Source organism: Vibrio qinghaiensis, assembly GCF_002257545.1.
In the GTDB taxonomy this organism is placed as follows: Bacteria; Pseudomonadota; Gammaproteobacteria; order Enterobacterales; family Vibrionaceae; genus Vibrio; species Vibrio ordalii.
Genome location: NZ_CP022741.1, coordinates 588,205 through 614,853 on the forward strand (window position 1 = coordinate 588,205; position 26,649 = coordinate 614,853).

22 protein-coding genes are annotated in these 26,649 nt (G+C 44.0%); 15 read left to right on the top strand and 7 right to left on the bottom strand.

The window, feature by feature from the left end; all coding sequences use genetic code 11:
* Positions 1–33 precede the first annotated feature (33 nt).
* Complete coding sequence (locus CCZ37_RS02875; RefSeq protein ID WP_094499701.1) at positions 34–2,082, bottom strand: bifunctional diguanylate cyclase/phosphodiesterase; 2,049 nt, start codon at positions 2,080–2,082, stop codon at positions 34–36.
* A gap of 196 nt (positions 2,083–2,278) precedes the next feature.
* Here CCZ37_RS02875 and ubiT point away from each other — a divergent pair, with 196 nt between their 5' ends.
* The 4 genes from ubiT to rimI all read left to right on the top strand — a co-directional run bounded on the left by ubiT (position 2,279) and on the right by rimI (position 4,410).
* Positions 2,279–2,806, top strand: a complete 528-nt coding sequence (gene ubiT / locus CCZ37_RS02880; protein WP_010318913.1) for a ubiquinone anaerobic biosynthesis accessory factor UbiT — start codon at positions 2,279–2,281, stop codon at positions 2,804–2,806.
* Entirely contained in the window at positions 2,790–3,293 is a 504-nt protein-coding gene (locus CCZ37_RS02885; protein ID WP_010318912.1) for a GNAT family N-acetyltransferase, read from the top strand. The genes ubiT and CCZ37_RS02885 overlap by 17 nt, the downstream gene beginning before the upstream one ends.
* 261 nt (positions 3,294–3,554) lie before the next feature.
* On the top strand, positions 3,555–3,959 hold the full coding sequence (locus CCZ37_RS02890) for a DNA polymerase III subunit psi (RefSeq protein WP_094499702.1): 405 nt from the start codon (positions 3,555–3,557) through the stop codon (positions 3,957–3,959).
* A gap of 4 nt (positions 3,960–3,963) precedes the next feature.
* Positions 3,964–4,410, top strand: a complete 447-nt coding sequence (gene rimI / locus CCZ37_RS02895; RefSeq protein ID WP_013857606.1) for a ribosomal protein S18-alanine N-acetyltransferase — start codon at positions 3,964–3,966, stop codon at positions 4,408–4,410.
* 63 nt (positions 4,411–4,473) lie between these two features.
* On the opposite strand, the gene CCZ37_RS02900 is transcribed toward rimI, so the two are convergent.
* Positions 4,474–6,525, bottom strand: coding sequence for a putative bifunctional diguanylate cyclase/phosphodiesterase (locus tag CCZ37_RS02900; protein ID WP_094499703.1), 2,052 nt, complete (start codon positions 6,523–6,525; stop codon positions 4,474–4,476).
* 222 nt (positions 6,526–6,747) lie between these two features.
* Between CCZ37_RS02900 and prfC the strand changes: the two genes are divergently transcribed.
* Entirely contained in the window at positions 6,748–8,337 is a 1,590-nt protein-coding gene (gene prfC, locus CCZ37_RS02905) for a peptide chain release factor 3 (protein ID WP_094499704.1), read from the top strand.
* Positions 8,338–8,437: 100 nt separating this feature from the next.
* Here the strand turns inward: prfC and srmB are convergent, their stop codons facing one another.
* Both srmB and CCZ37_RS02915 read right to left on the bottom strand, forming a co-directional pair.
* Positions 8,438–9,673, bottom strand: coding sequence for an ATP-dependent RNA helicase SrmB (gene srmB, locus CCZ37_RS02910; RefSeq protein ID WP_094499705.1), 1,236 nt, complete (start codon positions 9,671–9,673; stop codon positions 8,438–8,440).
* Between the two features lie 92 nt (positions 9,674–9,765).
* The gene (locus tag CCZ37_RS02915; RefSeq protein ID WP_094499706.1) at positions 9,766–10,488 is read right to left on the bottom strand and encodes a tRNA1(Val) (adenine(37)-N6)-methyltransferase; all 723 of its coding nucleotides are present in this window, start codon (positions 10,486–10,488) and stop codon (positions 9,766–9,768) included.
* Positions 10,489–10,796: 308 nt separating this feature from the next.
* Here CCZ37_RS02915 and brnQ point away from each other — a divergent pair, with 308 nt between their 5' ends.
* The 5 genes from brnQ to CCZ37_RS02940 all read left to right on the top strand — a co-directional run bounded on the left by brnQ (position 10,797) and on the right by CCZ37_RS02940 (position 17,292).
* Positions 10,797–12,110 (top strand): branched-chain amino acid transport system II carrier protein, encoded by a 1,314-nt coding sequence (brnQ, locus tag CCZ37_RS02920; RefSeq protein WP_094499707.1) that lies wholly within the window; start codon positions 10,797–10,799, stop codon positions 12,108–12,110.
* Positions 12,111–12,278: 168 nt separating this feature from the next.
* Positions 12,279–13,377, top strand: a protein-coding gene (gene prfB, locus CCZ37_RS02925; RefSeq protein WP_096000859.1) for a peptide chain release factor 2 whose coding sequence is annotated in 2 segments (ribosomal slippage) — positions 12,279–12,353 and positions 12,355–13,377 — 1,098 coding nt in all. Because the reading frame shifts where the segments join, the coding sequence is not laid out codon by codon here.
* Positions 13,378–13,410: 33 nt separating this feature from the next.
* Complete coding sequence (lysS, locus tag CCZ37_RS02930) at positions 13,411–14,943, top strand: lysine--tRNA ligase (RefSeq protein ID WP_088731814.1); 1,533 nt, start codon at positions 13,411–13,413, stop codon at positions 14,941–14,943.
* A gap of 262 nt (positions 14,944–15,205) precedes the next feature.
* Complete coding sequence (gene vpsR, locus CCZ37_RS02935; protein ID WP_094499708.1) at positions 15,206–16,540, top strand: cyclic-di-GMP-binding transcriptional regulator VpsR; 1,335 nt, start codon at positions 15,206–15,208, stop codon at positions 16,538–16,540.
* Positions 16,541–17,040: 500 nt separating this feature from the next.
* Positions 17,041–17,292 carry a hypothetical protein gene (locus CCZ37_RS02940; protein WP_010319130.1) on the top strand — a complete coding sequence of 84 codons (252 nt, stop codon included), beginning with the start codon at positions 17,041–17,043 and terminating at the stop codon, positions 17,290–17,292.
* Positions 17,293–17,329: 37 nt separating this feature from the next.
* Here the strand turns inward: CCZ37_RS02940 and CCZ37_RS02945 are convergent, their stop codons facing one another.
* Both CCZ37_RS02945 and mutH read right to left on the bottom strand, forming a co-directional pair.
* Entirely contained in the window at positions 17,330–18,364 is a 1,035-nt protein-coding gene (locus CCZ37_RS02945) for an NADP(H)-dependent aldo-keto reductase (protein WP_013857595.1), read from the bottom strand.
* Positions 18,365–18,498: 134 nt separating this feature from the next.
* On the bottom strand, positions 18,499–19,164 hold the full coding sequence (gene mutH, locus CCZ37_RS02950; protein WP_010319132.1) for a DNA mismatch repair endonuclease MutH: 666 nt from the start codon (positions 19,162–19,164) through the stop codon (positions 18,499–18,501).
* Positions 19,165–19,768: 604 nt separating this feature from the next.
* Here mutH and rppH point away from each other — a divergent pair.
* From rppH to CCZ37_RS02975, 5 genes are read left to right on the top strand one after another with little or no spacing between them, the layout of a single operon-like run.
* A complete protein-coding gene (gene rppH, locus CCZ37_RS02955; protein WP_010319133.1) occupies positions 19,769–20,287 on the top strand; it encodes an RNA pyrophosphohydrolase in 519 nt (172 codons plus the stop codon).
* A 2-nt stretch (positions 20,288–20,289) separates the two neighbouring features.
* Positions 20,290–22,536 (top strand): phosphoenolpyruvate--protein phosphotransferase, encoded by a 2,247-nt coding sequence (gene ptsP / locus CCZ37_RS02960; protein WP_094499709.1) that lies wholly within the window; start codon positions 20,290–20,292, stop codon positions 22,534–22,536.
* An 8-nt stretch (positions 22,537–22,544) separates the two neighbouring features.
* Positions 22,545–23,336 carry a sulfite exporter TauE/SafE family protein gene (locus CCZ37_RS02965; RefSeq protein WP_167372371.1) on the top strand — a complete coding sequence of 264 codons (792 nt, stop codon included), beginning with the start codon at positions 22,545–22,547 and terminating at the stop codon, positions 23,334–23,336.
* 43 nt (positions 23,337–23,379) lie between these two features.
* Entirely contained in the window at positions 23,380–24,183 is an 804-nt protein-coding gene (gene lgt, locus CCZ37_RS02970) for a prolipoprotein diacylglyceryl transferase (protein ID WP_094499710.1), read from the top strand.
* Positions 24,184–24,198: 15 nt separating this feature from the next.
* Entirely contained in the window at positions 24,199–25,050 is an 852-nt protein-coding gene (locus CCZ37_RS02975) for a thymidylate synthase (RefSeq protein ID WP_010319137.1), read from the top strand.
* Between the two features lie 103 nt (positions 25,051–25,153).
* Here the strand turns inward: CCZ37_RS02975 and CCZ37_RS02980 are convergent, their stop codons facing one another.
* Positions 25,154–26,299: a Na/Pi symporter gene (locus tag CCZ37_RS02980; protein WP_094499711.1), complete on the bottom strand. Its 1,146-nt coding sequence runs from the start codon at positions 26,297–26,299 to the stop codon at positions 25,154–25,156.
* Between the last annotated feature and the right edge of the window lie 350 nt (positions 26,300–26,649).

Below are 26,649 nucleotides of genomic sequence, written 5' to 3' on the forward strand. Positions count from 1 at the left end.
AAGGCAGGTTTGGGGCGAATAAACGAGATTTACTTATTTGGGAGTAGAACGATGACGACGATTTTGAACGAATAACTCTTCTACTTCCTGCCTCGGTTGTGGCCGATAAAAATGGAAGCCTTGAATTGAGTTACAGTTGAGATTAGAGAGCAGTGTGGCTTGTTGTTGAGTTTCCACACCTTCGGCAACGACCGTTAAGTTGAGTGATTTTCCTAAATTGATGATATTTTCAATGACGGTGATTTGTTTAGGAAGCGTATCGATATCCGTTATAAAAGCGCGGTCAATTTTAAGTTCATCAATCGGGAAGCGAGCGAGATAAGAGAGCGAGGAATACCCCGTACCAAAGTCATCAATGGACAGCGAAAAACCCAGTTTTTTGATTGCGTTCAACATTTGCAAGGTGTGCTCGCTGTCGCTCATGACGGCACTTTCGGTCAGTTCAAATGTGATGCAGTTTGCATCAAGCTCTGTGGTGCGAAGCAGTTTTTCCATATAATCAATCAACTTCGGGTTACAAAACTGTTCGGGCGATAAATTGATCGCCACGCGACCTGGTAAAATACCTTGCAGCTTCCAACGTTTTACGGTTGAGAAGACATCACGCATCACTACTCGGCCTAAATGTTCAATCAGCCCAGCTTTTTCCGCGACAGGAATAAAAGCGCTCGGATTGATATACCCTTCTACAGGGTGTTTCCAGCGCACCAAGGCTTCCGCACCATTGATGCTGAAGTCGCGAGCATTCACTTTCGGTTGATACCAGACTTCAAGGCCATTTTGCTGCAGCGCTTTTTGCAGTTCAATTTCAAGCCATAAGCGCATGCGCGCTTCTTTGTTCATTTGATCGTTGAACTTAATCAAACGGTTTCTACCACGATCTTTGGCTTCATACATCGCCGTATCGGCGTTTTGCAGTAATACGCGTGCATCGCTACCGTCACCAGGGTAGGCGACACTACCTATGGAGCAGGCTAAACGTTTACTGAAATGGTGCAGATCAAACGGTTGGTTAATCAAAGAAATGATGCGTTCAGCCAACATTTCAGCGGCGCGACTATTTTCAGGATCAGGCAGTATTAGTCCAAATTCATCGCCGCCAAGGTGGCCCACAATGGCTTGTTGCGGTAGTAAACGTTTCAGCCGTGCTGAGACCTCTTTAATGACTTTATCGCCAATATGATGGCCTAAAGAGTCATTGATGTTTTTGAAGTTATCAATGTCTAAATAGAGCATAACAAGGGGTGTTTCATTTTGAATGAACTGTTCTAAACGTTTAGTAAAACCAAAACGATTGTACAAGCCTGTCAGCGAGTCAATGTGGATATCAGCATGCATGGTCGAAGACAACTGCTTAGGTGCGTCTTCTGCATCTTGAATCAAAATCAGTTGTGAGCTGTTGCCCAGCACGACGGTGGCTCCAGCGTGCAGTTGAACTTTACGTTCAAAGCCACACTTTGGCCCAGTGAGGCAGACTAGTGGAGCCCCTGTGAGTAATAAACTGAGTGGAGAGCTGAATACGGTTTTACTTTTTTCATCAACAAACAAGCGCGATAACTCTTCACCAAGAAGCTCTGAGGTATTTTCAAAACCGAGTAAACGAGCCGATGCGGGGTTAGCAGAGATAATGCAGTCGTCATCGACCAGCAACAATCCATCGGGAAGCAAGCTAGTCAAGGTTGAAAACTTATTTTCCGACTCTTCTAATGAGCGAATGAGGATCTGTTTTTCGGAGGTGTCGATGGCGTGAAACACAATATTTTCGACTTTTTTATCACCCATGATAGGCGATAAAGAGAAATGCAAACTCGTTTCTAAATCGATCTCGTGAAGCGTCAGTTCAGTTTCAAGCGTTTCTCCTTGAAATGCTCGTTCATAATAGGGTTTTAGATGACGGTAGAAATGCTCTCCTAGAATTTGTGAGTCATTCATTCCAACCAATTCGGTCGTGCTCAAACCTGCAATATCACAATAGCGCTCATTGACCATCACATAGTTATGTTGATCGTTTAAGACAGCAAAAAAAAACGGACTGTTCGACGTGATTTTTGCAAACCAATGTTGTAAATGTTGCGAAGGCATCAAGCTACTACCACTCTCCAGAGCACTTATATTCATGAGGATGTTACAACGTAAGTAACACATTAACTATAACTTTGATTACTAAGCTAGAAAAGGTTCTCAAACAATGTACGTTTTTTGATGCATCACAGGAATTTGCACCCCCACATCCATTATGATTAGGTACTATTGCATTACAAAGTAACGGATAACGCTCGTGATTCACAAGATTCGTACTCAACTAGTTCAAAACGCCGCTTCAATTTTGCGATCCCCAGTCCACTTCTTACCGCAAGTTGTACAAAAAAAAGCCTTGCTAGAAGGGTTGAAAACTATATTTCATGAGGCTTTGCAAGAAGGTGACTTTGAATTTCTTGATGGGAAATGGTTAAAGGTTTCAATTCGTGATTTGAATTTGAATTGGTATATCAGCTATCAAGCGGAACAACTTGTTGTGTCTGATAAGACAGAAGTGGAAGATGTCAGCTTTAGCGGTAACCTAAATGATATGGTGTTGATTGCTGGTCGAAAAGAAGATCCTGATACGCTGTTCTTTCAACGTCGACTCTCCATTGAAGGGGATACCGAACTGGGGTTAGAGGTGAAGAACCTGATGGACAGTGTTGACCTAGAGCTTTTACCAAAACCCTTCCAGATGTTAATAAATCAGCTAGCAGATTTTGTGCATAAGGGCGTACAATCGCCAGTGACACAAAATGAGGTAATGAATGCTTATTCGAACTGAAGCGCCAGCGGATATCTTAGCGATTGACCGCTTATTAAAATCAGCCTTTGAGACAGATGCTGAAGCTAATTTGGTCATGACATTAAGGGAAAACAGCCATTTGACACTCTCTTTGGTGGCTTGTGATGATGACGGCGAAGTCGTTGGTCATGTGATGTTTAGCCCGGTCTTACTCAATAGTGAAGACTTAAATTGGCAAGGGCTTGCACCGTTGGCCGTGAAAAAAGAGTGGCGAAATCAAGGTGTCGCCACCTCGTTGGTGAAAGAAGGGTTAATCTGTTTGGCTGAGTTCGATTATCCAGCCTGTGTCGTTTTGGGCAACCCGGATTATTATCAACGCTTTGGCTTTAAAGAGGCGGCGAAATCTGATTTTCGTTGTCGTTGGGATGTTCCCGTCGGCGTGTTTCAGATCGTTGCATTAGTCGACGGTGAATTGAATGGGCGAGCTGGTTTGATTGAATATTGCCCAGAGTTCAACGATCTTTAATCACCGTATTTCTATTCAAAACAGGGAGCCCAGTGCTCCCTGTTTACTTTTATGCCCTTACCACTTGAAGCTGCCTTGGTGTTGGCTACGTTCGCTCACTCCAATCACATCGTTTCTCTAGGCTCATGGGGATGAATTCACTTGTCGCCTACCTGCTACTTCAAGTTGTTTGGGTATAGCTCTTGGGTCATTGGATGATTAACGGTTTCTGTCTTGGCGCTGATTTGTTAGGATTGCGATGTTCAATGAGGTCATAAACAGATGTCACATCACGAAAATCAATATTTACAAGAAATGGGCATCCAGCGTTGGGAGCTTATCCATCCACAGCGGCTGGCTGGCTATCAACCTGATCCGGTGACGCTGCCGAGCACGTGCCGTTTATTACTCGTTTCCCCTCAATACCCGCAACAAGGTTCTCTATTGCTGTTTTCAAGAGTATTGAAGAGTATGGGGCTCGAAATCAGTCAGGCGTGTCATCTTGAGCCTCACTCTCTTAGCCAACTCACAGGCTCCAGTATTGAATGGTTGTGGTTTTCAGGCTGTGAAAAGAAAGAAAGCCCGTTGGCCCAGAAAGTGTTAACGTCACCGCCGCTAGTTGAGATAGATGGCAATACCGAGCTGCGCCGGGCGTTGTGGCAGCAAATTTGTTCTTATGAGTCATAAAACCATGAATATTGATGTTGTGCCTTTATCACTTCCTTATCTTGATGCCATTTGGTCCATTGAGCAGCAAGCTCACAGTTACCCTTGGGCTGAATCACTCGTACGCGACTTGGCGAGTCGTGGTGCATGCCACCATGCTATGTTGGTTGATGGCAAAGTTGTCGGTTATTTCTATGCACAGAATATTGTTGGAGAGGTGACCTTGTTGAATATCGCTGTCGATCCGCAGCAGCAAGGTAAGGGTTACGGAAAATTGTTGATGGAGTTTTTCTTAACTTACTGTGAAAAAGCGCAAGCTGAAAGTGCGTGGCTTGAAGTTCGCGAAAGTAACATCCGTGCTTATAGCTTGTACGAATCGCTGGGTTTTAATGAGCTCGATCGTCGAGTGAACTACTATCCCACTCCGAAAGGATCAGAAGATGCGATCATCATGAGCTACTATTTTTTGTAGTTTATTTGCCATCAGCGGATCGTTTGCAAACTCAGGTTTTTTTCATGGTTAGGCGTCTCGGAACTATTTCTGGTGCGCCTTGTCTTTTTGATGTTCATTGAGTTGATAACATGGGCTTGCAAAACGCTTGACGACTTCCTTAGCGGTTAACGGCTTATCAAATAAGTAACCTTGGAACTGATCACAACCCAATTGTTTGAGAGTTTCGAGTTCTTGGCACTCTTCCACACCTTCGGCTATTACCTCCAAATTTAAACGTTTCGCAATCATAATAATCGTATCCACAATTGCTTGGTCACTCTCATCTAGATGCAATTGAGTGACAAAAGAACGATCGATTTTGAGCACATCCACCGATAAAAGTTTGAGGTAACGCAGTGATGAATAACCAGTGCCAAAATCATCAATCGAGATGCTCAGCTTACTTTTTTTAAGTTGCACCATTTTTTGAATCGCACTTTCGACATTTTCCAGTAATAGCCCTTCAGTAATCTCCAATTCAAGATGTTCACCCGTAATACCTGCTTGTTGCATTGCATGGTTAACGTGTTCAACAAAAGAATCTTGAGAAAACTGCAACGGACTGATGTTGATGGCTAAACGGCGAAAATGGGGCGGTAATACTCCTTGGCGCTTCCAAGCGGCGTATTGATAGCACGCTTGCTCTAATATCCAATTGCCAATCGGAATAATTTGCCCCGTTTCTTCTGCGATGGTCATAAACACACCCGGTGGCAATACACCTTTGGTTGGGTGGTTCCAGCGGATCAAGGCTTCTACACCGACTATATTGTGCCGCTCATCGACTTGAGGTTGGTAATAGAGTTCTAACTGCTGGGTATTGAGGGCTTCATGGAGGCCTTTTTCAATTTCCAGAAACGATTCGACTTGAGCCTGCATTTCTGGCTCATAAAACATGTATTTATTGCGCCCATTCGCTTTCGCTCGGTATAGCGCTGTATCGGCTTGCCTAAGGGCATCGATATTGGTTTTACCCACTGATGGAAAAATGGAGATACCGATACTCACAGTACAATAAAGCTGGTGGTCATCAATCGAGTAAGGGTTGGAAATCAGAGCCAGAAGCTGCTGAGCTACCTTCTCTGCTTGCGGGCGTGAGAGATGAGGAATCAACACCGCAAACTCATCGCCACCGATGCGTGCGGCGGTGTAATCGTGTTTAAGCCAGCCATCCATGCGCATGGCGATGGCTTTGATTAAATTATCCCCTGTTGTGTGTCCAAGTGAATCATTGATCGTTTTGAAACGGTCGAGATCAAGATAAAACAACACACCAGAAGTGTGGGTACGAATACTGTTATCAATGGCTTCAGTGAGCAGTTGCAGCAGCAAGCTGCGATTAGCAAGACCCGTTAACGTGTCGTAGTAGGCCAATTGATTAAGTTTGGCATCCGCGAGCTCTCGCTCTTTCCATAGAGTATCGAAAGTACCGGCTAACTCACTGAGTTCATTTTTTTGCTGTTGCAATGGTGGCCGTGTTGGGCGTTGATTGTTTTGCAATGAGCGGACCCATGAAATTAACGTGGTGATGGGTTTTGACAGCTTGTAGTAAAAAAAGACTAAAAGGATCGAGGTCAACAACACATTTCGAAAGAGATCAAACAGCAATACTCGTGTGGTTTTTGCAATAAACTCTTTAGCAATGGAAGAGCCGTTGACGGAAAAACTTAAGCTACCTACCACCACACTAGAATTGGGTTGATGCAACTCAGTTTTAAAGATCGGTATTTCAGGTGTCAGATAGCTGGATAAGAGCCGAATGAAATCCGTTTGTGGAGGGATGTTACGGCTTTTTTTTGCCAATATATCACCAAAATCATCTATGATTTCAACATCATAAATAGCATTGTCAACCATTAAACTAGATGCAACTTGGTTGGCCAATAAGTTGTTGAGGTGATAAGCGGCCTGGCTGGCATTTGAATAATTTTGCAGTAGCTTAAATCGGTAGTGATCTTCAATACGTGTTTGCTCTTGGTGTAGATCGAGAAGAGTATGGTATAAACTAAAGCCTATCCCAAGTATCACCGATACTAGGAACACTGTTTTGGCTTGTTTAAATGCCAGAGAATTTCTTTGTCTGGTTATCAGCATAATACTCGCTTATTCTCTTTGCCCTTTTTAGTTATAGCTCATATTTATTGATAATTTAATTACAAATAGAAAGGTCGTCATTTTCTTGTTGATTTGTGTAGCGACGAAAGTTGCTCCCAGATCAAATATAGGGGAGAATACCGCGCAAATTTGAATCGAACTGCTGATCAGCGTAAGCGCTTCGGCTCTCCCTTATATCAGCATATTGAGAAGACCTGTTTCATGTCAAATACTCCTTTTTTGGGTGAAGTTTCTAAACGTCGAACCTTCGCTATTATTTCGCACCCGGATGCGGGTAAAACCACCATTACTGAAAAAGTTCTGCTATTTGGGAACGCTATTCAAAAAGCGGGAACGGTAAAAGGGCGTGGCTCTAACCAGCATGCTAAATCAGATTGGATGGAAATGGAAAAAGAGCGTGGTATTTCGGTCACGACCTCTGTGATGCAATTTCCTTACAATCACTGTTTGGTTAACTTGCTCGATACTCCAGGGCACGAAGACTTCTCGGAAGATACTTACCGCACATTGACAGCGGTTGACTCGTGCTTAATGGTGATTGATGCAGCAAAAGGTGTTGAAGATCGTACACGTAAGCTGATGGAAGTGACTCGCTTACGTGATACACCGATTGTAACCTTCATGAACAAATTGGACCGTGAGATCCGCGACCCAATGGAACTGCTTGATGAAGTGGAGAATGAGCTGAAGATTGCCTGCGCACCGATTTCATGGCCAGTGGGTTGTGGTAAAGAGTTTAAAGGCGTGTACCACATTCACCGTGATGAGACGATTCTGTACGCGACCGGCCAAGGCCACACTATTCAAGAAGAGCGCATTGTTAAGGGCCTCAACAACCCTGATCTGGATAAGGCCGTGGGTGATGACCTTGCCGCTCAGCTGCGTGATGAGCTTGAATTGGTATTGGGTGCTTCTCATGAATTTGATCAAGAGCTGTTTTTAAAAGGTGAGTTGACCCCTGTTTTCTTCGGAACGGCATTAGGTAACTTTGGTGTGGACCATATGCTGCATGGTTTAACTGAATGGGCTCCGGCGCCGATGCCACGTCAAGCTAATGAGCGTATTGTTGAAGCCACGGAAGAGAAATTTTCAGGCTTTGTGTTTAAAATCCAAGCGAACATGGATCCTAAACACCGCGATCGTATTGCGTTTATGCGTATTGTGTCGGGTACTTATACCCAAGGCATGAAAATGAACCACGTGCGTATTGGTAAGCAAGTGAGTATTTCTGATGCGGTTACCTTTATGGCGGGCGATCGCTCTCGTGCTGAAAATGCTTATGCTGGCGATATTATCGGTTTGCATAACCATGGAACGATTCAGATTGGTGATACCTTTACCCAAGGTGAATCGTTGAAATTCTCAGGTATTCCTAACTTTGCTCCTGAGCTGTTCCGTCGTATTCGCTTGCGCGATCCACTGAAGCAGAAGCAACTGCTTAAAGGTTTAGTGCAGTTGTCGGAAGAGGGAGCGGTTCAAGTCTTCCGCCCACTACAAAATAACGATTTGATTGTGGGTGCTGTGGGTGTGCTGCAGTTTGATGTGGTGGTATCTCGTTTAAAATCTGAATACAACGTCGAGGCGATTTACGAAGGTGTTAACGTTGCAACAGCACGTTGGATTGAGTGCGCAGATGATAAAAAATTCGAAGAGTTTAAGCGCAAAAACCAAAGTAACATCGCACTGGATGGTGGGGATAACCTGACTTACATCGCGCCGACTATGGTCAATTTGAATCTGGCCAAAGAGCGTTTTCCTGAAGTAGAGTTCCGTGCGACACGCGAACATTAAAACTTGGTGATTTTGAAGAGAGTGACACTCTCTTCAAACGTTAAACATAAAAAATGCCGATATTTCAGTATCGGCATTTTTTATGGGTGGTATCGGAACGCTATTTTTTCTTTTTGCTCGCTTTCTTCTTCTTGGAAACCACTTTGACTTTTTTGTCATCGGTTTTCTTTTTCTTTTTGAATACCGGCTTTTTGTGCTGCGGGCGCATATCTTTAATGAAGCGCTCTTTGATCTCCTCATCGACATAACGCGCGACGCGGTCCATCATCACTTGATCATGGGCTTCAACCAAAGAGATCGCATTGCCTTTTTTGCCAGCACGAGCCGTACGACCTATGCGGTGTAAGTACACATCCGCTGAGCGTGGCATATCAAAGTTGATCACGTGACTCACGTCTGGTAAGTCAATACCACGCGCCGCTACGTCAGTAGCCAATAGCACGTTGACAGTGCCTTCACGGAATCGCGTAATGGCGTTATTGCGACGATCTTGTGGCATTTCGCCTTGAATCCAAGCACAAGGAATTTGCGCTTTTTCTAGCTCGGTACGCAAATCAGCTAAGCGCTCACGAGTTTTGATAAACACGATAGAACGTTCGGCTTGCTCGGTGAGGATTTTCTTCAATAGCTCAACTTTGTGCACCATGGTATCGGCGCGGTGATACCATTGAGTGATTTTTTTGCGTTCACGACGAGAAGGATCGGCATTGATTGTTGCCGGTTCTTTTAAGAGATCGGCAGTAAAACCTTCCACACCATGGCCTTCCAGTGTTGCAGAGAAGAGCAAGGTCTGTTTACGCCAGCGACATTCCGCCGCGAGACGATCGACGATTGGGCCAAAGCCCATGTCTAGCATGCGGTCAGCTTCATCCAAAATAAGCCATTCAATCGCACGACAATCAAAACGCTCGCCTTCAATGTATTCCATCAAGCGACCAGGCGTTGCCACCACAATATCTTGCGTTTTGGCTAAGATGTCGGCGTGCTCTTGATATTGTACGCCGCCGGTGATGGTGACGATATTGAGACGAGTATTCTTCGCCAGTTCACGCGCTTGATCCGCCACTTGCATCGCCAGTTCACGAGTTGGGGTCAGAATCAAGACGCGTGCAGGGCCAGCTCGCTTGCGCGGAAAATCCAAAAGATATTGCAGCGCCGGTAAAACAAATGCAGCGGTTTTACCGGTTCCCGTTGGCGCAGAGGCAAGAATATCTCGACCATCTAGGGCTTGTGGGATCGCTTCAGCTTGAACTTGGGTGGGACGTTCAAAGCCCATATCTTCAATGGCCGCAATGATGCAAGGGTCAAGATCGAGGTCAGCAAAGGTTTTGATCACAGTGAGTACTCCACAAGCCGTTAGGCTTATTTGGCTATAAAATTAAGGTCGAACATTATAGGGGGATTGGTGATTAGGATCACATGTTATTTCTACATCTTGAGATAAAAATCTTGAGTTAGGGCGATAAAGGCTTCGCTATAACCGCTTGATGAGTGAATGACCAATGATGAATCAATCACAGCAGCCGAGGCTAAACTTAGTTCAATCAATAGCCGATGAGCGGGTTTGTGTGCTATGGGTTGTACTGTGCAGCGCCGCTTAAGCTGCCAGCCGAGCGTGAGTGCTTGCTCGATAAATTGTTCCCCTTCATACACGGGCAAAATAAAACAAGCTTGCCCCTCATCGTTGAGAAGACTTTTTGCTCTGACTAATAAAGCGTGATGAGCAAGTTGATTGGTGTGCCTAGCAGTAGCTCGCTGGGGATCATGAGACAGTTCACCACTGTTGAAATAGGGTGGGTTACAAATAATTGCATCAAAGGACGGTGCAAAAGAGGTGTCTAAAATATCACCTTGTATAACGCGGATACGCTGTCCCCATAAAGAGGTATCACTGTTGTATTGGGCTGCTTCAAAAGCAAAGGCATCGATATCTATGGCCGTAATTTGTGCATCGCTAAAACGTTGCGCGCACATTAATGCCAATAACCCGGTACCTGTGCCAATATCGAGAATGGTTTTGGGATGGTGCGTGAAAGCCCACGCGCCTAATAGAACCCCATCGGTGCTGACAGGCATTCCCGCTTGTCCACTGTCAATGGAAAATTGTTTAAATTTGAAACGCTTATTTTTGGGCGTGTGACTTTTCATCATTATTTCAAAACATGGCTCTAATTAAGTGATAACCACTATTGTTATCTATTTGTTCGGATTATTCTTCTATCTGTTATGAGAGTGTATGAGAAAATGATCAACACATCATTCTTTCTATTTTTTAACATTTAGAGTTTTAAACTGGTTTTTCACCAATATTATAAATTAATGTAGCGTTTTTTGCTTTGCCCTTGCGAAGTCTTGAGTGTTTCGTCATTATTCGCCCTTAATTTTTAGATTTAGATGCGGTTTAAACTGCATCAACAATGCATACACAACATTTATTAAATAATAATTAAGGGTTATCTGTGAAGCAGACGTTAAAACTAACAGATATTATCGCGGTCGGCTTTATGCTTTTCGCGTTTTTCTTGGGTGCTGGTAACATCATCTTTCCGCCAATCGCTGGCCAACTTGCTGGAGAGCATTTGCTGCCCGCTATGACTGGCTTCTTAATTACTGCGGTTGGTCTACCTCTAATGACCATCATTGCTATTGCCGTTGCTGGTGGCTCTTGGGATCATCTAACTAAAGATTTACCCAAACAGGCAGCGACAATGATAGCGGTGATGATTTTTATCATCATCGGCCCTGCTTTTGCAGCACCTCGCACTGGCCTTGTGGCGTATGAAATGGCAGTGAAACCGTTTTTCATTGATGCCCAACAATCGCACTTGACGCTCTTTTCTATTCTCTTTTTTGTTGTTGCGATGTTTTTTGCCTGGTCTCAAGGCAAACTCATCGATGTCATCGGTAAAGTGTTAACACCAGCGTTATTTATTGGTTTGCTTGTCCTCGCTGTGGCTGTTTTTCTTAATCCGCAAGGTGAGATGGTCGCTGCACAAGGTGAATACTTGACTCAGCCGTTGACGAAAGGTTTCCTTGAAGGTTACAACACCATGGATACGTTTGGTGCTCTGATGTTTGGGATGTTAATTGTTGATGCACTGCGCAGCAAAGGCATTACTGAGCGTGCGGCAACCACAAAGTATTTAATCAGCGCGGCGTGCATTGCGGCGGCTGGTTTGGCTTTTGTTTATATTTCACTATTTTATCTTGGCGCGACAAGCTCTGTAGTTGCTTTTGGCGCAGAAAATGGTGGCGTGGTGCTTAGCCAATATGTACAAGCGCTATTTGGCCCTTATGGACAGATTGTTCTCTCCACCATAGTCTTGCTGGCTTGCCTAACCACAGCGATTGGTTTGATTTCAGCATGCTCAGACTACTTTTGCACATTGACTCCAATTTCTTATAAATCTTGGGTGATCATTATTGGTGTTGCTTGCGCTATCGTGGCAAACGTTGGTTTATCAGAATTGATCGCTCTTTCTATCCCTGTGTTATTTGCACTGTATCCGGTTGCGATTGCCCTGATTGTGTTGACCTTTTTACGTGGGAAACTACCAAATCCTGCAGTGGCATACCGTGTGGTATTGTTGATTGCGTTTCTTTTTGCGTTGATCGATGCGGCAAAAGTGGCTGGCGTGGATGTGTCTGCGTTTAATATGCTGCCACTGTTTGAAGTCGGTATGGGGTGGTTACTCCCAACACTTGCGGCGATGATTTGCATGTTTTTTATCGCTACTAACGTGCAGCAAAGTGTGGCTAAAAACGCGGCATAATCGAGTTTTTATCCGTTAGTATCGAAGAGGCTGAGCATGATTGTTCGGCCTTTTTTTTAGTGCGTGCCAGCTTTTGTTTCAAGAGTTCAAACTAATTTTTCCTGTATCTTCATCACATTTTTAAGTAGAATTCTTCGGTTAAATTCTACTCATAAATGTTGAGCAAACATGTTTGAAATCAATCCTATTAAAAACCGTCTTCAGGATGTGTCAGAGCGCACAAATATCCTGAGGGGGTATCTTTGACTACGACGCTAAGAAAGAGCGTTTAGAAGAAGTGAATGCCGAACTCGAGCAACCTAATGTCTGGAACGAACCTGAGCGTGCACAAGCGCTAGGTAAAGAACGCGCTTCGCTCGAAGCCATTGTCGATACCATTGATCAGTTAGATCAAGGTGTGGATGATGTGGAAGGGCTACTGGAACTGGCTATTGAAGCCGAAGACCAAGAAACCTTCGATGAAATTGGCCCTGAACTGGATGAACTGGAAACTAAGCTTGAACAGCTTGAGTTTCGCCGTATGTTCTCTGGTGATCACGATTCTTCAGATTGCTATATTGATCTGCAGTCTGGTTCGGGCGGCACCGAGGCTCAAGACTGGACATCAATCCTGCTACGCATGTATTTACGTTGGGCAGAAGCGAAAGGCTTTAAGACTGAAGTGATTGAAGTGTCTGAAGGTGATGTTGCTGGTCTAAAAGGCGCAACAGTGCGCATTATCGGTGATTACGCTTATGGTTGGTTACGCACCGAAACTGGCGTACACCGCTTGGTTCGTAAATCGCCATTTGATTCGAGTGGCCGCCGGCATACCTCTTTTGCCTCTGCGTTTATCTATCCTGAGATTGATGAAAATATTGCTATCGACATCAACCCAGCCGATCTTCGTATCGATGTTTATCGCGCTTCGGGAGCGGGTGGTCAGCACGTTAACACTACCGAATCGGCGGTGCGTATTACGCACATTCCAACCAATACCGTTGTTCAATGCCAAAACGATCGTTCGCAGCATAAAAACAAAGACCAAGCGATGAAACAATTACGTGCAAAACTGTTTGAACTTGAGTTACAAAAGCAGAATGCAGAAAAGCAAGCCAATGAAGATGCAAAATCTGACATTGGCTGGGGAAGCCAAATTCGATCTTATGTATTGGATGACTCCCGAATCAAAGACTTACGCACTGGCGTTGAGAACCGTAATACCCAAGCGGTATTAGATGGTGATTTAGACAAATTTATTGAAGCAAGCCTGAAATCAGGTCTTTAAGGCTTTTTTACCGACATATAAGGTACATGTAAAATGACTGATGCTGTTCAAAACGAAATGAATCAAGAGCAAATTGCGCAAGAAGAGAACAAACTCATCGCAGAGCGTCGCAGCAAGCTGGATCACATCCGTAAGAGCTGTAAAGCGAATGGCCACCCAAATGACTTTCGTCGTGACAGCCTTGCGGGCGATCTTCAACAGCAATTCGGTGAAAAGAGCAAAGAAGAGTTAGAAGCCTTAAACCATGTTGTGGCGATTGCGGGTCGTATCATGGCGAAACGTGGTCCTTTCCTTGTTATTCAAGAAACCTCTGGTCGTATTCAAGCTTATGCTTCAAAAGAGGTTCAAACTGAGCTGAAGGAAAAATACCAAGGACTCGACATTGGTGACATCATCGGCGTGAAAGGTGCGTTGCACAAATCTGGCAAAGGCGATCTCTACGTTAATATGGAAGAGTACGAATTGCTGACAAAGGCACTTCGTCCGTTACCAGAGAAGTTCCACGGTTTGACTGACCAAGAGATGCGCTACCGCCAACGTTATGTGGATTTGATTGTTAATGAAAGTTCACGTAATGCGTTCATTGTCCGCTCTAAAGTCATGACTGCAATTCGTAACTTCATGATCTCAAAACAGTTCATGGAAGTAGAAACGCCAATGATGCATGTGATCCCTGGCGGTGCTAGTGCGCGTCCATTCATCACTCATCACAATGCGCTCGACATGCCAATGTACTTGCGTATCGCACCTGAGCTTTACCTTAAGCGTCTAGTTGTGGGTGGCTTTGATCGCGTGTTTGAAATCAACCGTAACTTCCGTAACGAAGGTCTTTCTCCTCGCCATAACCCTGAATTTACCATGATGGAATTCTATATGGCGTACGCAGATTACAATGATCTGATGGATTTTACTGAGGAGCTATTGAGTTCAGTTGCACTTGAAGTTTTGGGTTCAACATCAATGCCTTATGGTGATGAAACGGTAGAATTTGGTGGTCAATATGCTCGCATGAGTATGTTTGAAGCCATCAAACACTACAACCCAGAGCACGCTCAAATCCAAGCGTTAACGGAACAGGATCTGCAAAACCGTGAGCTGATGGTATCTATCGCGAAATCGGTTCATGTAGACGTTGAACCTTTCTGGACTTGTGGCCAACTGCTTGAAGAGATCTTCGGTGAAACGGCTGAACCTAAGTTGATGCAACCGACCTTCATCACTGGATACCCTGCAGATATTTCACCATTGGCGCGTCGTAGCGATAACAACCCATTCTTCACCGACCGTTTTGAGTTCTTCATCGGTGGTCGTGAAGTCGCCAATGGCTTCTCTGAGCTTAATGATGCTCAAGATCAAGACGAGCGCTTCTTAGCGCAAGTGAATGCCAAAGATGCTGGCGACGATGAAGCCATGTTCTACGATGCTGACTATGTTGTGGCGTTAGAGCACGGTCTACCACCAACGGCGGGTCAAGGCATTGGTATTGATCGTTTGGTGATGTTACTCACCAACACCCATACGATTCGTGACGTTATCCTATTCCCTGCGATGCGCCCACAGCAGTAATTGCTACTTTCGTTCCGATAAACCGCCTAAATAGGCGGTTTTTTTTTGCATTAGTTTGAAAAATTTTGTTCACTAGCATGGGCTAACAGGCAACAATTTCGAAAGGATTATGAAATAGTTCCCTATATTAAATGGCAAAGCGCTTATTTGTTGTCTAGTCTTATTATCGAGACAGACTACAGCGCCAAGTCTCGTTAATGTAACAGCCGTTTAATGTGCCAAAAGTAGCACTGCATATAAATTTTAAGATAAGGAATAATAGATGGGCACTCAATTCCGAATGGATTCTGTCCCAGGTTCGCTTGTCGTCGTTGGTGGGACATACGAGCCTTGGTTATCTGTACTTGAACAGGTTGGTTGGCGTTGTACACAATGCGCAGATTTACGTAAAGCGGATGCCTTGTTTGCAGAAACAGGCCCATGCATTGGTATTGTTGATTTGAGCCATGATGAATTCAGCCTCAATGGCATTGCAAATTTGGTCAGCAACCATAAACAAGTACGTTGGTTAGCGTTCATTCGCGAATCACAGTTGAGCTCGGATACAATTTGCCAATTCATTGTTAACTTTTGTATCGACTTTTTTACGGCGCCGATTCCCGATGCGCAGCTACTGAGCACCATTGGACACCAACTTGGAATGCTTAAGTTAGAGAAAAAAGTATGGCCACATTATGGAGCAACAGGGGATATGGGTTTAATTGGTGAATCCACTCCCATGAAGCGCCTGCGTGATCAGATCAAGCGCATCGGCCCTACGGATGTCAGTATCCTCATTTATGGGGAAAATGGAACGGGCAAAGAGACGGTCGCTAGAGCGGTACACAAAACCTCATCTCGTGCACAAAAACCTTTTATTTCAGTGAATTGCCGAGCTTTATCGGAGAGCCGCTTTGAATGTGAGCTGTTTGGTATTGGTTGTGAAGACTCATCTCAAACTTCATTATTGGAGCGGGCAGATGGTGGGACGATCCTACTCAAAGATATTCTCACGCTACCTAAAAGCCAACAAGCTAACCTCTTGCGCTTTTTGCAAGAAGGAACGATAGAAACTTCAATGGGTGTCAAAGAGGTGGATGTGCGTATTTTGGCCGCCAACTCTTCCGATATTGAAAAAGCGCTGATTGATGGCAATTTTAACGAAGAGCTGTACCACTACATTAACGTATTGCGTATTAATGTCCCGAGCTTAAAAGAGCGAGCTGGCGATATAGCATTATTAGCGCGTCACTTCTTGCAGGAATATTCTAAAGAGTTTAACGCGCAGGCGCGCAGTTTTACTGAAGAAGCGACACGCTCATTGACTCGTTATCACTGGCCGGGTAATGTTCGTGAGCTGATGAATCAGATCAAACGAGTGGTGCTGATGTCCGATTCAGTCATGTTGGATGAATTGCAACTCGACTTACCAAAACGCAGTGATGGTAAGCGCAGCCTAAAAAGCATTCGTGAGCGTTCAGAGCGAGATGCGCTATTACTGGTTTTAGAATCGAACTCAGGGCAAGTATCAATGGCCGCCAAAGAGCTAGGTGTATCTAGAGCTACTATGTATCGCTTGCTTAATAAACATAACTTAATCACTGAAAATACCTATTAACTTGATGATTCTTCAAGTAAAAATGGCCACATTTAATCCATGTGGCCATTTTTTATAATCATATCTTTTGCAAATAAGTTATTTTCTAGCTGAATGTGTCACTTATTTGCTGTCATCGGCTTTCATTTTAGGTTAATGCATTGTTTTTTAATTGTTTGAAAATTAAGAGTTGAATAATCACCTCAGTTACATAGAATTTAACCGTGAGCCGTGCTCACACACTCATTTCACTTTGGATTAACTATTTGCTTGGAGGCGCAACATGAATCATTTCGTTTTTGTTCATACTGTTCGCGTTTCTATCGATCTTACTGCGCCTAAATCGTCTCTTACTACAGACGCCTGTCGTATGTTTGATGATAAAAAAGGCACCGATTTTTAGTTAATCCGTAACCTTGAGATAGGCTGCGGAAAAATGGCAGCTTATCAAAGTGTTGCTCCACCTTGTTTGCCCCCATTTTTCCAGCCGTCAACGTTTAGTTTACTACTGGAGAATACTCATGCGTCATTCAATTTATTTACAACTTGCTACTTTACTGGTCCGTGCTGATTTACGCCGTGAAGAGCGTCAATGGCAACGAAATGTTCGCCGTCATGCTTTTGAGCTGCCTTTTAATAGCCAACACTTGCTTAAAGATATTGGCTTAGAAAGTGATGGACGCGCTATTGGCGTTTCAGTCCCTGACTCAATTAAAGCTGAACGTCATATTCGTCATCTTCGCCGTGTGTTAAGTATGCGAATAACAACGTAAAACGAGGGGCTAGTGGCTTCGCTAGCCCCGAAGATATCTACGGACAAGGGTTGGAGTAAGTCGTCCCAATCTCTTGAATTTTAAGAAGCAATTCATTACTGAGTACGACATCTAAACTATCGATATTTGTTTTCAACTGCTCTAGGTTTGTCGCGCCAATGATATTGGATGCGACAAACGGACGTTGATTGACAAACGCCAACGCCATCTGTGCTGGATCAAGGCCATACTGGTTAGCTAGCTCAACATAAGCGTGAGTGGCCTGCACACCTTGCGCCGTAAAATAGCGAGAAAAGCGTTCAAATAGGCTGCACCGAGCGCCGTCAGGTCTTGCGCCATTTAAATATTTACCACTCAGGCAACCAAACGCCAGTGGCGAGTAAGCCAGCAGTTGAACACCTTCGAAGTGGCTAATCTCAGATAAGCCAATTTCAAAGCTGCGATTCAGTAAATTATAAGGGTTTTGGATAGAGACAATTCTTGCTAGATCGTGTTTTTCTGCCAATTTTAGCAACGTCATCACACCCCACGGGGTATCATTTGATACACCGATGTAACGCACTTTTCCAGCCTTGACGAGATCATTAAGCGCTTCGAGCGTTTCGATTAAGGTGACTTCTTCTTGCTGATCAGGATAAGGGTAGTTAAGTTGGCCGAACATGTTCGTTTGGCGTTGAGGCCAATGTAATTGATACAAATCGACATAGTCTGTTTTTAAGCGTCTTAAACTATCATCAATCGCTAAATGAATGTTGCGTCTATCGAGTGACATCTTTTCGCGGATGTGAGGCACGTTACGCGGGCCTGCCACTTTAGTCGCTAACACCACTTTTTCACGTTTACCTGATTTTTCTAACCAGTTGCCAATATAGCTTTCGGTCAGACCTTGGGTTTTACCGTTGGGGGGAACTGGGTACATTTCCGCAGTATCGATGAAATTCACACCTTGGTCTAAGGCGTAATCGAGCTGCTCAAAGGCTTGTTGTTGGCTATTTTGTTCACCAAAAGTCATGGTACCTAAGCAGATCTTGCTCACTTCCAGTGTGGAATGAGGCAGTTTGGTGTATTGCATATTCCTTCCTTGATGCTCTCGCTGGTGGAGTGTGTGACGTTTTTACTATAAGCGAAGATGGCAGTGAAACGGAAACGAATTGTGCAGTGAAAGATCAAACGGTTACGTTTTTTCATAAGCAATAACGAGCACTTTTAAATAAAGTGCTGCTCAAGAATGCTCGCGGTAAATTGAGTTCGAAGATAAAAGCCTCGTGGCAGGGTTTTGATAGGTTTGCCATTAGCACCGTAGGCTTCGGTTAATGCTCGCCCGTTTGCCGCTTTTGGCCTGAGCTGTAATACTTCACCGTGCTTAGCGGTGATCTGCTCAACTTTGCCAAGAACGATGAACTCCATCAGTTCTTCCCAATCATTTTTTAGCTGCTGTTCTTGTGCAGGTGAAGGGCTCCATAGCAATGGCGAGCCGACATGGCGCTGGGCTAGGGGGATCTCTCGCTCACCCTCTATTGGGATCCACAGTACCCGAGAGAGTTTATTTCGCACGTGGCTTTGCTCCCATGTTAAACCATGGACACCGGTGAGTGGGGCTACACACACAAAGGTTGTTTCGAGTGGTTTTCCTGTGTAACTGATTGGAATACTTTTGAGCTCGATACCTAATTGCTCGAAATCTTGCTGAGGTTTGCTGCCTGCCGTTGCACCCAAATGCCACTCTAATAGCTGACCGACCCATCCTTTATCTTTTTTTAAGTCAGGGGGCACGGCCATCTTGGCTTCTTCGGCCAGTTGACTAAAGCTTAAGCCTGCAATGTCTTGGGCTCTAAGCATTAATTCATGTTCAGTTTTAGGTGCAGGTTTCATGATACTTTGAATGATAAAAACGCGATTGTAGCAAATTCTTATACACAATGTGTGTCGTTTCTTTTGCTTAAAAGATCATCGCAATCCGAGTTATCCACAAGTTGATCGGAAAAATATTCCATTTTTTGTTTATCTGTATGCATTTACAGGATTTTGCTTGAGAGAGTGGGCCTCTTAATCAGCAAATCTTATTTCCACCAGAGTAGGGGTGTGGATAACGAGCAAATTGGTGGATCTTTGAGCATGTTATTGGCTGGTTTATTTTTTGTTAATGGCAACGTAATTCAAAAAATGGAAATTTAAATTAATTCATTGTTTTTAATCTATTTATTTCATTATTATCTTTTTTGTATTGGTTGGTATTCTTTTGCTTTTTGGGGAAGTAAGTCGCTATCTAGAGATTCTTCACATAGTTACTCACAGAAAAGGTGAATAAATGTGGCTGGTGTCGCATTATTTTGTTGATAACTTTAAATTTGATGAAAAGTTATCCAATTAATGATTAGGAACACATAAATCTCGTGTTAATCACACTAGTAAGTTTGCTCCTATTGGGGATATGTGGAAAAATCAAAGCAATTAAGATTTTACTAGAGGTTGGCCAGTGATCGATGGCGATGGTTACCGACTCAATGTTGGTATTGTGATTTGTAACAACCATGGTCAGGTATTCTGGGCGAAACGATACGGACAACACTCTTGGCAGTTTCCACAAGGTGGAATTGACGACGATGAAACTCCTGAACAAGCAATGTTCAGAGAGCTTTACGAAGAGGTTGGGCTTACAAAGAAAGATGTGAAAATCATAGCGACAAGCCGCCATTGGTTAAGATATAAATTACCAAAACGGCTCGTTCGTTGGGATTCTCAACCCGTCTGTATTGGGCAAAAACAGAAATGGTTTCTTCTGCGCTTAGAGTGTGATGAATCAAGAATCAACATGCAGCGCGGCAGTACCCCTGAATTTGATGGTTGGCGTTGGGTCAGTTATTGGTATCCAGTGAGACAAGTAGTCTCTTTCAAGCGAGATGTTTATCGTCGCGCGATGAAAGAGTTTGCATCATTCGCGATGCCATTTAAAGAACGTAATAACAAAGGTAAGCGCAAAAATAAAAGAGGATAGACATGCTCTCTCAGCTAAGGGAAATAGTTGAACAAGTATCCAAGGTAGAAGATGTACACCAAGCCTTGGATATTTTGGTTAAGCAAACGTGCAATGCGATGAGTACCGAGTGTTGCACTGTCTATCTTGCTAACGAAGAAAAACATCGTCTAGAACTGATGGCAACGCAAGGCTTAAAGTTCAAAGGCGACAAAATCCACATCGGTTTTGACGAAGGTTTAGTGGGCTTAGTGAAACGTTCAGCTGAGCCAATCAACATTGCTGAAGCGTCGAAACATCCTAATTTCAAATACTTCAAACAGCTTGGTGAAGAGGTGTATCAAAGCTTTCTTGGCACACCGATTATTCATCGCAAGCGAGTATTGGGTGTCTTGGTCGTGCAGCAAAAAACACCTCGCTTATTTAGTGAGATGGAAGAGTCTTTTATTGTCACTCTGGCGGCGCAAGTGGCCGTGATTATTGCTCATGCTCAAACACAAGGGCAGTGGCTGCTTTCGAAAAAACAGTTATCCACCAGTGGCATTGCGGCATCATCTGGCATAGCGATTGGTGAGTTTTGGTGGGATGACACCCAGCCTCAACTGTCGGATGTTTACCCCGCCTCAACGCTCGATATTGAACGAGAACAAGAGTGGCTAGTGCTGGCGGTAGAAAGCGCCTTGAACGATTTTCGTCGTTTAAGAAAAAAACTCGATAGTGATATTAATAAAGATGCGTTAGCCATCTTCGATCTCTTTACTCACCTACTCAATGATCCGATGCTACGCAACGATCTGAAAAGCCAGATCCAAAAAGGCGATCGTGCAGATTGGGCATTACGGCAGGTTGTGGAGAGTTATTCCAACCGTTTTGCGAAGATGTCAGATGTTTACTTACGTGAGCGTGCACAGGATATTCGTGAGCTAGGTCAGCGACTGCTATTTTTTTTGCACAACACTGAGCATGATCAGCAGCAACTTGATAAACCGATCATTTTGGTGGTGCGCGAACTTACCGCTTCGATTCTCGCCGCTATTCCGAAAGATAAATTACTGGCGGTGGTCTCTTTAGAAGGGGCTGCCAATTCCCACGCAGCAATATTGTCACGGGCGTTGGGCATTCCCGCAGTGATGGGGATTTCACTTAATCTCAAGGAGATCAACGGTAAAAAGGGCATTGTCGATGGTTATAGCGGCAAGGTTTTTATCTCACCAAATAGACAAATTCTGGCGGAATATCGCGCTTTAGCTTATGAAGAAAGCGAACTTTCTCAAATGGTTAATGAAACCATTGCAGAAGCTCCTTTTACGCAAGATGGCACACGTATTGAAGTGATGCTCAATGCTGGGTTAAGTGCGGATACTAACATCGCAATTAACCAAGGGGTTGATGGTGTCGGGCTGTATCGAACCGAAATTTCCTTTTTGCTGCAACATCGCTTTCCATCAGAAGAAGAACAAGTGCAGCAGTATCGCAGCGTTTTGAACGCTTATCCTGATAAACGGGTGGTGATGAGAACGTTAGACATTGGTGGTGATAAAGCACTGCCTTATCTACCTATTGAAGAAGACAACCCCTTTCTTGGCTGGCGAGGCATTCGTTTTACGCTCGATCATCCTGATATTTTTTTGATTCAACTGCGGGCGATGATGCGCGCCAGCGGCGATAACCAAAATCTCAGTATTTTATTGCCAATGATTTCTGGTGTTAAGGAGTTGGATGATGCGGTGCTATTGATAGAGCAAGCTTATCGGGAAGTCTCTAAATTAGACGAGCGGATTACCAGGCCCAAGATTGGCATAATGATTGAAGTTCCATCGATGATTTATCTTCTACCATTGATTGCGAGCAAAGTGGACTTTGTTTCGGTTGGAACCAACGATTTAACCCAATATTTGTTGGCCGTTGATCGGAACAATGCACATGTTGCTGATGTCTATGACTCCATGCATCCAGCGGTGGTGATGGCGCTTAAACAGATTTTAGAGACTTGTCAGTCTCATCGTATACCTGTGTGTGTGTGTGGTGAGTTGGCTGGAGACCCTATCGGCTCATTGCTATTAATCGGTTTGGGTTATCGCATGCTAAGTATGAATACCTCCAACGTAGCCAAGGTCAAATATTTAGTGAGGCACTCTCAATTAAGACAACTAAGGCAACTTGCTGACAAAGCGTTGATGCAAGCTTACGGCAACGACATTTATAATATGATGCACTCATACTTTGAAGATAAAGGCTTTGCTGGCTTTATCCGCGCAGGAAAAAAATAGGAACCAATGTGAATTTTGAGTTGATGGTGTTGCTAGTATTCTTGGGTTCAGTCGTTGGTTTTATGGCTGGCTTGTTGGGTATTGGTGGTGGTTTAATTGTGGTTCCAGCACTACTATTTTTGCTTCCCAAAGCGGGTATTTCACCCGAGCTGAGTATGCATTTAGCGTTAGCGACATCGCTAGCGACCATCATTGTTACTTCGGCGTCTTCGGCATTAAATCACCTTAAATTAGGCAATGTGGATATGTTTGTCATCCAATGGCTCATGCCAGGCGTTATCGTCGGTGGGTTTGTTGGCTCAATGATCGCAGACGTGATTCCGACTCAATATCTACCGAAAGTATTTGGCGTGATTGTTTTTTGCCTAGCGATTCAAATGTTTTTATCGATAAAAGCGCAAATACAAAGATCGATGCCCGGTGCGTGGGTGACCATGCTATGTGGCAGTGGTATTGGTATTGTTTCGAGTTTAGCTGGAATTGGTGGCGGTTCACTCTCCGTTCCTTTTTTGAATCGCCATGGCGTTGAAATGCGTAAAGCCGTCGGTTCTTCTTCTGTCTGTGGCTGTGTGATCGCAATCTCTGGCATGATTGGTTTTATTTTGCACGGCTATCAAGTGGAGAATTTACCACCTTACAGCATTGGCTATGTCTATTTACCTGCGTTGGTCGCCATTGCTTCGACCTCTATTCTCACTACTCGATTAGGAGCGCGTTACGCGACTCAGTTACCGACGGTGGTATTGAAAAAAATATTCTCCGTTTTTCTGATGGTTATAGCGGCAACTATGCTGTTTTAATCACTTATTATCTTCACCTCATTTTTAGTAAGAGAACACGTTTATGTCTCAGGGTTTTATACAGTTCCCAAATATTGATCCCGTGCTGATTGCGATTGGTCCTATATCCATTCGCTGGTACGGCTTAATGTATTTAGTTGGTTTTGTTTTTGCGATGTGGCTTGCCAATCGCAGAGCGGACAAGCCCAACAGTGGCTGGAGTCGTGAGCAAGTCTCAGATCTTCTGTTTGCTGGATTTTTAGGGGTGGTCATTGGTGGTCGCGTCGGTTATGTGTTGTTTTACAATTTTGATCTGTTTCTCCAAGACCCGCTCTATCTCTTTAAAGTGTGGACAGGCGGGATGTCTTTCCATGGTGGTCTACTTGGCGTGATCAGCGCAATGTTTTGGTATGCACGGAAAAATAGCCGACCCTTTTTGGGTGTAGCGGACTTTGTAGCTCCTTTGGTTCCATTTGGTTTAGGCATGGGACGATTAGGCAACTTCATGAACAGTGAATTATGGGGACGAGTAACCGATGTTCCATGGGCGATCATTTTTCCAAACGGCGGGCCTTTACCTCGCCATCCATCACAGCTTTATGAGTTTTTCTTAGAAGGGATTGTGCTGTTTATTATATTGAACCTGTTTATCCGCAAAAATCGGCCAATTGGTTCAGTCTCAGGGCTATTTTTGATAGGCTACGGAACATTCCGTTTCCTTGTCGAATATGTTCGTGAACCTGATGCACAATTAGGATTGTTTGCTGGATATATCTCCATGGGGCAAATCCTGTCGTTACCGATGATCATCGTTGGTGCATTGATGATGGTATGGGCGTACAAGGTTAACCATAAAGTGACTCAATAGTGTTAAGGATAGTTTGTGAAACAGTATCTTGAACTTTGTCAGCGAATTGTTGATGAGGGCGTTTGGATCGAAAATGAACGTACCGCCAAACGCTGCCTAACGGTAGTTAACGCCGATCTCAGCTATGATGTAGGTCAAAATCAATTCCCGTTGGTGACGACGCGTAAAAGCTTCTGGAAAGCGGCAGTTGCTGAGCTACTTGGTTATATTCGTGGCTACGATAATGCAGCCGATTTTCGCGCTTTAGGAACCAAAACGTGGGATGCGAATGCAAATTTAAATGCAGCTTGGCTCAATAATCCCTATCGTAAAGGCGAGGATGATATGGGCCGCGTGTATGGCGTTCAAGGACGTGCGTGGGCCAAGGCTGATGGTGGGCAGATTGATCAACTGCGTAAGATTGTTGATGATCTTTCACGTGGCGTTGATGATAGAGGCGAAATCCTAAACTTTTACAACCCAGGTGAGTTTCATATGGGCTGCTTGCGCCCCTGCATGTACAGTCATCACTTTTCGTTGTTGGGCGATACTTTGTATCTCAATAGTACGCAACGCTCGTGTGATGTCCCGCTTGGCTTGAATTTTAATATGGTTCAGGTCTACGTGTTCCTCGCAATTATGGCGCAAATTACCGGCAAAAAAGCGGGCGTGGCCTACCATAAGATCGTCAATGCGCATATCTATGAAGACCAACTGGCGTTGATGAAAGATGTACAACTTAAGCGTGAACCGCTCCCTATGGCGAAGTTTCATATCAACCCGAAAATTAAAACGCTAGAAGATCTTGAAACTTGGGTTACCTTGGATGATTTCTGGATTGAAGGCTACCAATGCCATGATGCGATTCAGTACCCGTTTTCGGTTTAGTTGCCCTCTCGCATTATTAAAAAGTACTGTTTTCTAGTTGTAAAAAATCCCCGAAGCGTTGCTCGGGGATTTTTTTTGATCTGGCGTGTGGTTGGTTCGTTACTTAAGCTGTCAGTGCCAGTATACCGCCAGGCATAATGATAAAGACCGATAGTAAATAACCCGCAACGACCGCTTTATTCTTTGTTGCCATCTCAGCAATCATTTCTGCGCCTTTAATTGGCAGTTCGCGTAAAAATGGAACCCCATAGATTAGTAGCGTAGCGAGTAAATTAAACGTTAAGTGAACTAAGGCAATTTGCAAGGCAAAAACCGCAAATTCTCCAGAAACCGCAGTAGCAGCGAGTAGGGCGGTAATACAAGTACCAATATTGGCACCTAGAGTGAATGGGTAAATATCGCGTACTTTTAAGACTCCAGATCCTACAAGTGGAACCATTAGGCTAGTCGTCGTTGAGGAAGATTGGACTAATATCGTCACAATGGATCCTGAAGCAATACCGTGCAATGGTCCACGACCAATTGCATTTTTGAGTAACTCCTTCGCACGGCCGACCATCAAACTTTTCATTAGTTTGCCCATGGCTGTTATCGCGATAAATATGGTAAATATTCCAAGTGAAATCAGAGCGATACCACCAATGGTGTCTCCAAAAATAGAGAGCTGAGATTTTAATCCACTGACAACAGGTTTTGTGAGAGGTCCGATAAAATCAAGCCCTTTCATGCTCATGTCACCAGTAGAAAGCAGCGGTGAAACAAGCCAATGAGAAATTTTCTCTAAAATACCAAACATCATCTCTAATGGTAAGAAAATCACAACCGCTAACAGATTAAAGAAGTCGTGAATCGTTGCACTTGCAAAAGCGCGTTTAAATTCGACTTGGCAGCGAACGTGGCCTAGGCTAACGAGGGTATTCGTTACTGTGGTGCCGATATTCGCGCCCATCACCATTGGGATTGCCATTTCAACAGGTAAGCCGCCAGCAACTAAGCCAACAATAATCGATGTAACCGTGCTTGAAGATTGAATTAATGCTGTGGCGACTAGCCCTATCATTAATCCTGCTATCGGGTGTGAGGCAAATTCAAACAGTACTTTAGCCTGATCACCTGTCGCCCATTTGAATCCACTACCTACCATTGCTACTGCAAGTAGCAGTAAGTAAAGCATGAATGCCAAGTTCGCCCAACGCAGCCAACGAGTGGTACTCGAAATGGGAGCTGTAGCCGTAGTCGCTTGGTTCATTTTTTCTCCATTGACCTTTATGATGTTATTTGGTCTGTTGTTGAATCTGAGCGCGATAGTAGAGGATGATTATTTCATTTATATGACAGTGCCTTTTCTATTGATTGTTTCAAATAATTTGGTTTTAAACGCAGTATTCCTATCAGTGCAAATTATTTAATTATTGATTTTTAATGGTTTTATTTTTTAGTTGTATCGGTAGCAATTAGGGTAATGAGTTATTTATGACATATTTTATGACAAAGTTGTCATTTTCAGGTTTCAATTGCTCGCTTATAAAGTGGTTTTAAATCGAATTGTTCGGTTTTTTCGAGCTAATTGAACATTTGGCTTGGGTTTGTTATAAACAG

What these genes read in the sequence shown, in the direction of transcription:
- lysS (WP_088731814.1), top strand. Translation starts at nt 13,411, where the DNA reads ATGACTGATGCTGTTCAAAACGAAATGAATCAAGAGCAAATTGCGCAA.
- CCZ37_RS02885 (WP_010318912.1), top strand. Translation starts at nt 2,790, where the DNA reads ATGCTTATTCGAACTGAAGCGCCAGCGGATATCTTAGCGATTGACCGC.
- prfC (WP_094499704.1), top strand. Translation starts at nt 6,748, where the DNA reads ATGTCAAATACTCCTTTTTTGGGTGAAGTTTCTAAACGTCGAACCTTC.
- CCZ37_RS02980 (WP_094499711.1), bottom strand. Translation starts at nt 26,299, where the DNA reads ATGAACCAAGCGACTACGGCTACAGCTCCCATTTCGAGTACCACTCGT.
- CCZ37_RS02875 (WP_094499701.1), bottom strand. Translation starts at nt 2,082, where the DNA reads ATGCCTTCGCAACATTTACAACATTGGTTTGCAAAAATCACGTCGAAC.
- ptsP (WP_094499709.1), top strand. Translation starts at nt 20,290, where the DNA reads ATGCTCTCTCAGCTAAGGGAAATAGTTGAACAAGTATCCAAGGTAGAA.
- CCZ37_RS02915 (WP_094499706.1), bottom strand. Translation starts at nt 10,488, where the DNA reads ATGATGAAAAGTCACACGCCCAAAAATAAGCGTTTCAAATTTAAACAA.
- CCZ37_RS02945 (WP_013857595.1), bottom strand. Translation starts at nt 18,364, where the DNA reads ATGCAATACACCAAACTGCCTCATTCCACACTGGAAGTGAGCAAGATC.
- CCZ37_RS02900 (WP_094499703.1), bottom strand. Translation starts at nt 6,525, where the DNA reads ATGCTGATAACCAGACAAAGAAATTCTCTGGCATTTAAACAAGCCAAA.
- lgt (WP_094499710.1), top strand. Translation starts at nt 23,380, where the DNA reads ATGTCTCAGGGTTTTATACAGTTCCCAAATATTGATCCCGTGCTGATT.
- CCZ37_RS02890 (WP_094499702.1), top strand. Translation starts at nt 3,555, where the DNA reads ATGTCACATCACGAAAATCAATATTTACAAGAAATGGGCATCCAGCGT.
- CCZ37_RS02940 (WP_010319130.1), top strand. Translation starts at nt 17,041, where the DNA reads ATGCGTCATTCAATTTATTTACAACTTGCTACTTTACTGGTCCGTGCT.
- rimI (WP_013857606.1), top strand. Translation starts at nt 3,964, where the DNA reads ATGAATATTGATGTTGTGCCTTTATCACTTCCTTATCTTGATGCCATT.
- mutH (WP_010319132.1), bottom strand. Translation starts at nt 19,164, where the DNA reads ATGAAACCTGCACCTAAAACTGAACATGAATTAATGCTTAGAGCCCAA.
- vpsR (WP_094499708.1), top strand. Translation starts at nt 15,206, where the DNA reads ATGGGCACTCAATTCCGAATGGATTCTGTCCCAGGTTCGCTTGTCGTC.